The sequence below is a fragment of the Corallococcus llansteffanensis genome, assembly GCF_003612055.1.
Taxonomy (GTDB): Bacteria; Myxococcota; Myxococcia; order Myxococcales; family Myxococcaceae; genus Corallococcus; species Corallococcus llansteffanensis.
The window spans coordinates 1-10,412 of the sequence record NZ_RAWB01000356.1; the positions used below are offsets into that span (position 1 = coordinate 1).

Sequence of the window (10,412 nt, forward strand, 5' to 3'; positions counted from 1 at the left end):
GAGTCGGAGGGCGCGCGTCCGCGCGGCTGAGAGCGTTCTGGGCGTCGGTGAGGCGCTTGAAGATGCGCTCCAGCCGGGCGCGGAAGCTGCCCAGGTTCTTGCCGAAGTAGCGGTCCGGGTGGAAGCGCCGGGACGCGTTGTAATAGGCCTGCTTCACCTCGGCGGCGGTGGCGCCCCGGGGCACGCCCAGCACGGCATGGTGATCCATCCCGTCGATTGCGCGCTCCAGGTCGATGATCTCGCGCTTCTGCTCGGGGTCCAGGTCCACTTCCTCGGACATGGCGGCGTCCACCACCGGGGCGGCGGGCGCCGTGCGGGCCACCACGCGCGCAGGGACGATGGCGCCCTTGGCGCGCAGGGACAGCAGCACGGCGATGGTGCGCGCCTCGCCCAGCGTGGAGCGGGACAGCACCGCGTCGATGCGCTCGACACGGCCCACCAGCGACAGCACCGTGCCTTCCTCCGGACTGAGCTGGAGGCGGGACGGGTCCAGGTGGGGCACCGTGGCGATGTGGTCGGTCCGGCCCCCCAGGCCGACGATGGGGTTGGGCGCGCTCAAGCGAATCCCCGAGTGTAGGTATCCGGGACGCAGGGCGTCAAACATCCCGGGGTTGGAGGGCCCCTCGCTAGAGAGAGGCCAGTACACGCTGGAGGATGCCCAGCGCTTCGTCCAGTTCCTGCCGGGTGATGATGAGCGGCGGGGCGAACCTCAGCGTCGTATCCCCCGCCGAGTTCACCAGCAGCCCCGCATCCCGCAGCTTCGCGATGATGGGCGCGACCTCGCGGTCCAGCTCGATGCCCAGCAGCAGGCCCTGACCCCGCACGGCCTTGACGCGGCCCGCGGGCAGCGCGGCCTGGAGCGCGCGGCCCGCCGAGAGGAAGTGCTCACCCTTCGCCTGCACGTCCGCCAGGAATCCAGGCTGGCGCAGCAGGCGCAGGACGACGTTGGCCGCCGCGGCGGACACCAGGTTGCCGCCGAACGTGGAGCCGTGCGTCCCTGGCGTGAGGCTGGCCGCCAGGTCCTCGCGGCACAGCATGGCGCCCATGGGCAGGCCGTTGCCCAGGGCCTTGGCGATGCTGATGGCGTCCGGCTGGATGCCGTCGTGCATGAAGCCGAAGGGCTTGCCGGTGCGGCCCATGCCCGTCTGGACCTCGTCCACGAGCAGCAGCAGGCCGCGCTCGTCGCACAGCGCGCGCAGGCCCGCGAGGAAGCCCGGGGGCGCCATGCGCACCCCACCCTCGCCCTGGATGGGCTCCACCAGGATGGCGGCGGTGGCGGGGCCCACGGCGCGGCGCACCGCCTCCAGGTCGCCGTAGGGCACGTGCTGGAAGCCCGCGGGCAGGGGCTCGAAGCCCGCGTGGTACTTCGGCTGGCCGGTCGCGGTGACGGTGGCGAGCGTGCGGCCGTGGAAGCTCTTCTCGAAGGAGATGATCTCGAAGCGCTCCGGCGTGCCCCGGTCCTTCATCACCTTGCGGGTCAGCTTGATGAGCGCCTCGTTGGCCTCCGCGCCGGAGTTGCAGAAGAACGCGCGCGGCAGGCCCGCCCACTGCGTGAGCTGCTCGGCCAGGTCGATCTGCGGCTGCGAATAGAAGACGTTGGAGACGTGCCACAGCGTGTCCAGCTGCGCCTTCGCCGCGGCGACGACCTCCGGGTGGCAGTGGCCCAGGGCGCAGACGGCGATGCCGCCGATGCAGTCCAGGTACGCCTTGCCATCCGCATCCCACAACCGCGTGTCCTGCCCGCGCACGAGGGCGATGGGTTGCTGCTTGTAGTTCTGCAGCAGGTGCTGCTTCGCCTTCTGGATGAGGGTCTCGTTACCAGGGGCGGCGGATGAGGGCGACGGTTGCGACAAGGCGGGATTCCTCACGATTCCTACGGCGCGGGGGACGACGGGACGGGGACGCTAGCGCGCTAGAGGATGTAGCGCGACAGATCCTCGTCCTGGACGATGGCGGACAGGCGCTCGCGCACGTAGGCGCCGTCGACCTGGAAGTCGCGCGGCCCCATTTCGCTGGCGGTGAAGGACACGTCGTCCAGCAGGCGCTCCAGCACGGTGTGCAGGCGGCGGGCCCCGATGTTCTGCGTGCGGTCATTGGCCTGCTGCGCGATGCGCGCCAGCTCCGACACCGCGTCGTCCGTGAAGGACAGGCGCACGCCCTCCGTCGCGAGCAGCGCGGTGTACTGGCGCAGGAGCGAGTTCTTCGGCTCGCGCAGGATGCGCACCAGGTCCTCGCCGGACAACGCCTCCAGCTCGACCCGAATCGGGAAGCGGCCCTGCAGCTCCGGGATGAGGTCCGACGGCTTGGAGACGTGGAACGCGCCCGCGGCGATGAAGAGCATGTGGTCCGTCTTCACCTGGCCGTACTTCGTGTTGACGGCGGAGCCCTCCACGATGGGCAGGATGTCGCGCTGGACGCCTTCGCGTGACACGTCCGGGCCACTGCCGCCCTTGCCGCCCTCGCGGCTGGCGATCTTGTCGATCTCGTCGATGAAGACGATGCCGCTGGACTCGGCGCGCTGCACGGCTTCGCGCTGGACGCGGTCCGGATCCACCAGCTTCTGGGCCTCCTCCGCGCGCAGCATCTGGAGCGCTTCAGGCACGCGCACGCGGCGCTTCCGGGTGTTCTTCATGCCCGGCATGTTCTTGAACAGGTCCTGGAGGTTGACGCCGATCTCCTCCATGCCCTGGCCGCTGAAGTTGCGCATGAACGTGGGCGTGCTCTCGCTCGTCTCCACCTCCACGTGCTGATCATCCAGCGTGCCGGCGCGCAGCTGGGCGCGCAGCTTCTCCCGCTCGCTGTCGCCCAGCGGCGACGGCGCGGTGGGCGGCGGGGGCGAGAAGCCGAAGGGCGGCGGCGCGGACGGGCGGGAGGCGCCGCCACCGCGCAGAAGCTCCATCAGCCGGTCCTCGGCCAGCTCCTCCGCGCGCGGCTTGACCTTCTCCGTCTCCTCCTCGCGCACGAGCGCGATGGCCGCCTCCACGAGGTCGCGGATCATCGACTCCACGTCGCGACCCACGTAGCCGACCTCGGTGAACTTGGAGGCCTCCACCTTCACGAAGGGCGCCTGCGACAACTTCGCCAGCCGGCGGGCGATCTCCGTCTTCCCCACGCCGGTGGGGCCGATCATGATGATGTTCTTCGGGTAGATCTCATCGCGAAGGTCGTCGGAGACCTGCTGGCGGCGCCACCGGTTGCGCAGCGCGATGGCCACCGCGCGCTTGGCGTCGTTCTGCCCGACGATGTAGCGGTCCAGCTCGCTGACGACCTCGCGAGGCGTGAAGGCGGACAACTTGCGCGTTTCGGCCACGGGGCGGTCCTCTCAGAGCTCTTCGTAGGTGACGTTGGAGTTGGTGTAGACGCAGATGTCGGCGGCGATGGCCATGGCCTGCGTGCAGATGTCGCGGGCGGACATCTGGGTGTGCGCCTGCAGCGCGCGCGCGGCGGACAGCGCGTAGGTGCCGCCGCTGCCCACGGCCGCGATGCCGTGGTCGGGTTCGATGACGTCGCCCGCGCCGGAGAGGATGAACGTCTTCTCCCGGTCCGCGACGATGAGCAGCGCCTCCAGGCGGCGCAGGAAGCGGTCGGTGCGCCAGTCCTTGCCCAGCTCCACGCACGCGCGCGCCAGGTTCTTCTGGTGCTCCTTGAGCTTGGACTCGAAGCGCTCGAAGAGGGTGAAGGCGTCCGCGGTGCTGCCGGCGAACCCGGCGATGACCTGTCCCTCTCCAATGCGGCGCACCTTGCGCGCCGTGTTCTTCATGATGGTCTTGTCGAGGCTGACCTGGCCGTCGCCCGCGATGACGACCTTCCCGTCGCGGCGAACGCAGAGGATGGTGGTGCCATGGAACATGGGGGGGGTTTAACAAGCCCGCCCCTCCCCCACCAGCAAACACGGCCCGGCTGTCCGCTCCCTCACCGTCGGAGGACGTTCAGGTGGCGGTGGCCTTCATCCACCGGCCCACCAGCTTCACCAGGGCCGCCTTCTTCGCCTTCACGTCCTTCGCGTCCTGGAGCGTGACGACGGCGCGGTCCGCGGCGAGCCACTCCAGCAGCCCCGAGTCGTCCTCGAACTTGAAGCCCGTCGTGTCCTTCACCTTCGCGCCCCGGTGGAAGATGAGCTGGAAGATGCCCTTGGGGGCCAGGCGGAACGTCACCCGGTCGTCGCCCGCGTGGACGAAGCTGGGCGCCTTCCACTTGATGCGCTCGGTGATGGTCTTGTCGGAGGCCAGGATGGCGGCGCGCACGGCGTCGATCTCCGCCTTCAGCGGGTGCTCGAGCGCCGCCATGAACTGTTCGACCTCTTCACTCCGGTTCGACATGTTCATTCCCATCATTCCCATCAACAAGCCCAACACACCACAACCACACTCACCTATCACGAACCCAAACAGTAAAAAAACAAACAATCACCCATCCCTACACCACCAAAGCCACCACCCCAACAGACCAACCAACAAACCCCACGACAAACTCAACAAGACAGCGTCGCTGCCACCGCAAGTCAGCGCCACTCTCCACCGTCTGTATCAATATCAGCCTCACCAGAGTCACTCTGAGGCAGGGTTATCTTAAGCTCAGTCATGAAACCCCGTTCCAAGTACGCGAGATATACAGCTCGACTCTCCACGAAACCACGGACATCACCACGCTCGAGACATTCATACGCATCCACTGAAATAGAATGACTATCCAACACCCGAGACCTAAGACTTGGCGAAATATTCAAGAGCTGCGCTCGGACAGCCCGCCCCTTAACAAGAGGCAAGAGAATCCTGTTGGCGGGATTAGACACGTGATCCGCAGGATTCCTAGAAACATATTGAAACACATGACTATCATACTCAGCCAAAAGACTCGCAATATCGAGCTCATTCCCATCAACACCAAGAGGCGTCATCCTTTGAATCTGAGTAAGAAGTAAGGCACGAACACGAGCACTACGCAGATCGAAATTTCCGGGATACGGCCTAGCAACATCATCAAGCCTAATAGTCTTGAATGCATTAAGAAACCCCCTTCCTAGCTGCCGAAACTCACCCAATGCCAATCGAATGTTTGTCGAATTTGCCCCAGCAAACCAACCAGAAAAAGACGAGGACCAGAACCAGCGCCGGATCAGTGCAATCTGCTGAGGCGTACACTCTGGTTCTTGGCGAAAGAACTCACTCAGCATCACAAACTGCAGCGCATAAGGAAGAAGCCGACTTCCAGGGACCCGCAACTCCTCAACAAGGAATTTTGCCGCACGCATCATGGACGCCTCGGCAACATCCACGGTCTCAGGCAACTTTTTACCCAGCTTCTTCGCAAGCTGCGTCCAATTAGTCCTAAGAATGTCCTCCTCCGCTGCAGCAACGATAGCGCGGAAGACAATGACACGACTCATCTCATCAAAATGGTACTCAGTCAAATTTGAGATAATCTCATCAATCCGCCTAGCGAGATCGAAACTATTCTGCCCCTCTCTGTACGTCAGTGCAGACACCATCTGATCCGGAGTCATCTCCTCGCCGCGCTTATTGACACGAAAGAAGATTTCAACAGCCTGCTCCAAACTACCACCCTGAATCCGAATAAGGGCCAGCTTATATGATTTAATCTTCTGAGCCAGCCTCTCAGCTTTATCAATAAGCGCAGGTGACTCTTTCGGAAGCTGCTCCTGCAGTATGCGTGCTGCCTTCAGGAAATCCACCGTACGGAGCAGCGCCCTAAGCGGAAACAAATAAGCAGGCGCATCCCCAGCTCGGTGATGCACAAAACTATCACTCATCAAGTCATACCAAATCCACCAACGCCAGTCGCTTTGCTCTGGCCCTTTGGGGAATTCCTGCGGAAGACGAAGCACTCCGTACAATGTAGAAAGTCGCTGGTGTCCATCAAGGACGTAGCTTACAGAGCCAGATGACACACTCGGCACTTCAAGCGGCCCTACCTTCTCGAAACTCTCAAAAGCCTCCACGGTATTCCACAAAAGGAGGCTGCCAACAGGATAGCCCTTTTGAATGCTATCGAACAGCTCACGCATTGTATCGGGCTTCCAGAAGAATGGCCTTTGGAAGCGCGGAATGCGAAGATTTCCACCTCCAACTTCCTCGAAAATCTCCTCAATAATCGCAAAATCAGGCTTGACGATTGGAGCAGACGGTTCGTTCACAGGAGTCCCTCAATCCGATCAAGAATGATGTCAATTTCGCCTGGGTTTGTTGTACATGTCATGTTTACGGCAAATTCGTCGATGGGGGACGCCTTAAGCTCGAAGAGTCGCCAGACATCATCACCAAAACCTCCGCACAGTGCATCAACCACATGGCGGCCTCGTTTCAGAATGCTCTCAAAGAGCGCTTCCTGCTGCTTGGGGATTATTGGCTTCCCACTCTCGGCATTCCTCCGAAAACCCTCTTTCATGTCATAATAGTCTCGCTGCTGAGCCGAGAGCACTAAGAAGGCCCTATATGTTTTCTTTTGGCGTGCCACTTGAAGGACACTGACGGGGAGATAGTTTTCAATTTCACGCTTATGAAGCAAGAGAGCACCAACCTGATGCTTTCTTGAGACTCCATCCAGCATTTCCATAGTGTCGGACTTGTGCTCTGGGGACAGCCTGTCGCTATCCGCAACAACAAGGATTCGATTCCGAGGAACACCTTTTTGCACAAGGCCGATGACGCGTCGTTCGATCTCGCCCTTCCCCCCGGCATGGTCGATTTCCCACCACTGGCGATCAAATGCATCCGCAAGCGCTCTGCGTCCCAGGACTCTCATCATTGTTTTGAGAAAAGTCCCATCACTCCCAGAGTTCTCTACAATGACATACGCCTTTCCTTCAAGAATACTTCTCGCTCTCTCTGGCGTAACACCACCAAGAACCAAAGGGTCACGAGTGACAGCGACGAACAGACCATGCATTCGATGGGAAGGCGGCTCGCGATCAATTGCGGTTACGTATTTTTGAAGGGCTTCAAGGTTACGGCTGGTAGTCCGACTATTGGGCTCCTCGCTGAACCACGGGCTGCCTAGGAGCATTTCTTCGTCTTCGAAATGCCAGACATGTCGCTCCTCCATAAAACAATCAATAATCCGATCAAGCAAATACCACGATCCCCTATCTGCCAGTACGTCCAACTTGATTTCAACCCTCATCGTTGTTCGCCCCACGTTGGGCAGCGCGGATGGCACGTACTTCATCAAAGTCCTCCGCGAAGACACCTCGAGGCCATGATGAGACATCCCCATTTGAATAAAGATTAATTGGCTCAATCAGACTGCCAGGCCGTGGTGCATCATCGACCCAATAAATACCAACACGACTCACATCGAACTTACCCTCAGCGAGGCGTCGACGGATACGAAGAATAAAATTTTCAGAGTGAGTTTCGATAAGGAAGCGAGCTCCGGGTTGTTGAGCCGCCTGGATGTACAGGTCTGCCAAGTCGCCGTGGGCACCAGGATGCAGGTGCAGTTCAGGCTGCTCAATAATCTCCAGGCCATTACTCTTGCCCGTAAGAGTTTCAAAGAGGCGCTGAACAACCAAGGGGAGCACCTGACTCAGCCCAGTCCCAACGTCCACCAAATTCACTTCAATACTCGGATCGTCTGGGCTACGGAGTACCAGCGAGAAAGAATCTCCATGACGCGAGATATCTAACATCCACCCCCCCAGGTAGTCGCGGTACCAATCACTGACGGCCTTCAGAACAACTCCGCCTTTTCTCAACGAATCCGCACCTAGAAGAGCAGGAGCTTCGGAACCACTTACACCCACGCTCTGGGGAAGCCCTCCAGGGAAACGGTACTGCCGCGTTGGCGGAACACGAAAGGGGCCCAAGTAGCCCACTCGGTCAACCGCTCTCTGGAGTTGCGGTAGTAGACTGCTCAGAGAATTAGAGAGTTCCTCTAGACGGAGTGCTGACTCTTCGGTTCCTTGAGGAGAAAAGTGGACGACTGGCCAGAGTCCACGGAACGACAGATAGAGACTGAGTTTGGCTTCTTCTCTGCCCCACTGCCCGCTATAGATCGCCTTTTCAACTTGAGGGTCTACTTCTGATCGCTGGAGGCTTAGTAGTGGTTGACCGTTTTTCGTAATCTCGAAGGAGTCTACTACCTGCATCATGAATTCGCTGAAGTGCTGAACTCTCGCCCATATTTCGAGGCGGTCCCCCTCGGCGCTTTCGAAGCTTGCTCCGAGACCGATAGCTCCGTGCGGGGTGCGGTTATGGATAAGGTCTACAAACGATCCTCCAAAATCCACTCCTCGAATATCAAGCTCAAGGGGCGACTGAGCACGCTCAGCAAGTGCGTGAGCGAGCAGCAATGGGAATCGGGCAATCGCGCTTTTGCCGGAACTATTTCGACCAATAAGAATGGTAAGCGGACGCAAGACGAGAGTCTCCCTGCGGGAGAACGCCTTGTAGTTCTCGAAAGATATGCCGGTCAGTTCCATGGTCAACTCCTGTAGACAACGCTACCTAGAAGCACTGCACAGGCGAACATTCTGGAGGAGACTTCCTGTTCTTCACGCCTCCGCCTGCCTCAGCTAGTCTCACAATCCTATTGCATTTCCATATCGACAGCCCTCAAAATAAAACACTCACCATGATTTTGGACCGTTCGTTACCTTGTCGTTCTACGGCCCCAAGAATGGAGCCATCCTGGCAGCCAGAGGTGCCAACTGCCGCATTTTCTGCAACAAGAACCAGCATGAAATAGCATTGCCCTATCAATCCTCTACGTCGCACTAGCCGTCCTGACGCCACACTTCATCACAAGGCATTCCATCCAAACAGACATCCGCCACTGAGCTGGAATTATCAATCCCAGACGCGTCACGCGCGCGGGTGCGCGGCGTCGTAGACCTCTTGCAGTTGCTCGAAGGTCACGTGGGTGTACTTCTGGGTGGTGGACAGGCTCGCGTGGCCGAGCAGCTCCTGGATGCTGCGGATGTCCGCGCCTCCGCCCAGCAGGTGCGTGGCGAAGGAGTGGCGCATCGCGTGCGGGCTCACCTTGCGCGCCAGCGCGCACTGGAGCACGTACGCGTCCAGGTGCCTCGCGATGCTCCGGGGCGTCAGCCGGCCGCCGCGGAAGTTGAGGAACAGCGCGTCCGGGTCCTGGCCCGCGTGCACCGTGGCCAGCAGCTCGCCGCGCCGCGCGAGGTACGCCTCCAGCGCGCGGATGGACTTCGCATTGAGCGGGATGAGGCGCTCCTTGCTGCCCTTGCCCATCACCCGGACGATGCGGCTGCTCCGGTCCACGCCCAGGAGGTCCAGGCCGCACAGCTCGCTGATGCGCAGGCCGCCGCCGTAGAGCATCTCCAGGATGGCCTTGTCGCGAAGCCCCAGCACCGTGTCCAGGTCCGGCGCGTCGAGGATGGCGAACACCTCCTCCACCGGCAGCACCTTGGGCAGCGTCTTGGGCAGCTTGGGGCTCTTCACCAGCTTGGCGGGGCTCGCCGGCAGCAGCTTCTGCCGCACGAGGTACTTGTAGAACGACTTGATGCTCGCCAGCCGCCGCGCCCGGCTCGCGGGGGCGTGGTCCACGCTGAGCGTCCCCAGGTAGCCCCGGATGGCGGCATGCGTACCCGCCAGCAGCGACAGCTTCATCCGCTCCACGAGGTAGCGCTCATAGTCCACCAGGTCGATGAGGTAGTTGCGCACCGTGTGCGGTGACGCGTCCTTCTCCTCTTCCAGGTGGGCGCGGAACTTCTCCAGGAGCGGGGACAGGGTCGACATGGTCGGGGAGCCTAGGGGGCTCCCCGATCCTCGCAAGATTCACGTCGGCCCGCGAGCGCGCCAGCGCCCTACTTCGCGGGCACCGGCGCTGGAGCCGGAACAATGGGAGTGGTCGGCGTGGTCGGACTGGCGGTCCCGGTGTCCGGAGGGACTGGCAGCACCGTCGGTACCAGCCTGGGCAGGAGCACCCGGCAGGTGTCGTTGGACAGCCAGTTGTACGCGCAGAGCCACTCCGTGACGGGCGCGCGCACCTGCCACCCGAGGACGAACAGCACGAGCAGCGTGAGGCCGAGCCGGGCCCATGGCGACAGGCTCTCGGCCTCGTCATCGTCCTGCGTGTGGCGCAGCGCCCCGCGCACCAGGTCCGAGCGGTCCACGCGCGAGCCCTTGGGCAGCTTCGGCCGGCGGGTGATGAGCTTCGCCACGCCGGGGGTGAGGATGAGCCGGTCGTTGAGCGCCCAGCCGGAGCCCTCCAGCAAGAGCGCCAGGTTGCGCCGCCGCAGCTTCATCCACCCGAGCAGCCCCGCGGGCGCCATCACCACGATGGCCAGGATGGTCGCCGCGGTGATGACGTCCACCAGCGTCAGCGACTTCACCTGCGTGAGGATGAACGCCAGCGCGGAGCCCAGGGCCGCGAACGCGATGCCTCCCGCCGCGAGCACTCCCGCGAGGCCCGCGCCCGCGGGC

The 10,412-nt window shown here is 62.0% G+C and carries 9 protein-coding genes and 1 pseudogene; all 10 read right to left on the minus strand.

The features are described from left to right. A partial coding sequence (locus tag D7V93_RS27925) for a J domain-containing protein (RefSeq protein WP_147451372.1) occupies window positions 1-559 on the minus strand: 559 nt, incomplete at its 3' end. A 67-nt stretch (window positions 560-626) separates the two neighbouring features. Continuing rightward, window positions 627-1,853 carry an aspartate aminotransferase family protein gene (locus D7V93_RS27930; protein WP_208723172.1) on the minus strand — a complete coding sequence of 409 codons (1,227 nt, stop codon included), beginning with the start codon at window positions 1,851-1,853 and terminating at the stop codon, window positions 627-629. Between the two features lie 59 nt (window positions 1,854-1,912). Continuing rightward, a complete protein-coding gene (gene hslU, locus D7V93_RS27935; protein WP_120646289.1) occupies window positions 1,913-3,310 on the minus strand; it encodes an ATP-dependent protease ATPase subunit HslU in 1,398 nt (465 codons plus the stop codon). A gap of 12 nt (window positions 3,311-3,322) precedes the next feature. Then, window positions 3,323-3,850, minus strand: a complete 528-nt coding sequence (gene hslV / locus D7V93_RS27940) for an ATP-dependent protease subunit HslV (RefSeq protein WP_120646290.1) — start codon at window positions 3,848-3,850, stop codon at window positions 3,323-3,325. A 79-nt stretch (window positions 3,851-3,929) separates the two neighbouring features. Then, window positions 3,930-4,325 carry a DUF1801 domain-containing protein gene (locus D7V93_RS27945; RefSeq protein WP_244237552.1) on the minus strand — a complete coding sequence of 132 codons (396 nt, stop codon included), beginning with the start codon at window positions 4,323-4,325 and terminating at the stop codon, window positions 3,930-3,932. 176 nt (window positions 4,326-4,501) lie between these two features. Further along, window positions 4,502-6,154, minus strand: a complete 1,653-nt coding sequence (locus D7V93_RS27950) for a DUF262 domain-containing protein (RefSeq protein ID WP_120646291.1) — start codon at window positions 6,152-6,154, stop codon at window positions 4,502-4,504. Beyond that, window positions 6,151-7,185 (minus strand): hypothetical protein, encoded by a 1,035-nt coding sequence (locus D7V93_RS44575; protein WP_147451373.1) that lies wholly within the window; start codon window positions 7,183-7,185, stop codon window positions 6,151-6,153. The genes D7V93_RS27950 and D7V93_RS44575 overlap by 4 nt, the downstream gene beginning before the upstream one ends. Next, window positions 7,130-8,440 carry an AAA family ATPase gene (locus D7V93_RS27955; RefSeq protein WP_120646292.1) on the minus strand — a complete coding sequence of 437 codons (1,311 nt, stop codon included), beginning with the start codon at window positions 8,438-8,440 and terminating at the stop codon, window positions 7,130-7,132. The genes D7V93_RS44575 and D7V93_RS27955 overlap by 56 nt, the downstream gene beginning before the upstream one ends. Window positions 8,441-8,822: 382 nt before the next feature. After that, window positions 8,823-9,725 (minus strand): tyrosine recombinase XerC, encoded by a 903-nt coding sequence (locus D7V93_RS27960; RefSeq protein WP_120646293.1) that lies wholly within the window; start codon window positions 9,723-9,725, stop codon window positions 8,823-8,825. Window positions 9,726-9,793: 68 nt separating this feature from the next. Beyond that, window positions 9,794-10,412 (minus strand): annotated as a pseudogene (locus tag D7V93_RS27965) (kinesin); the annotation flags it as partial.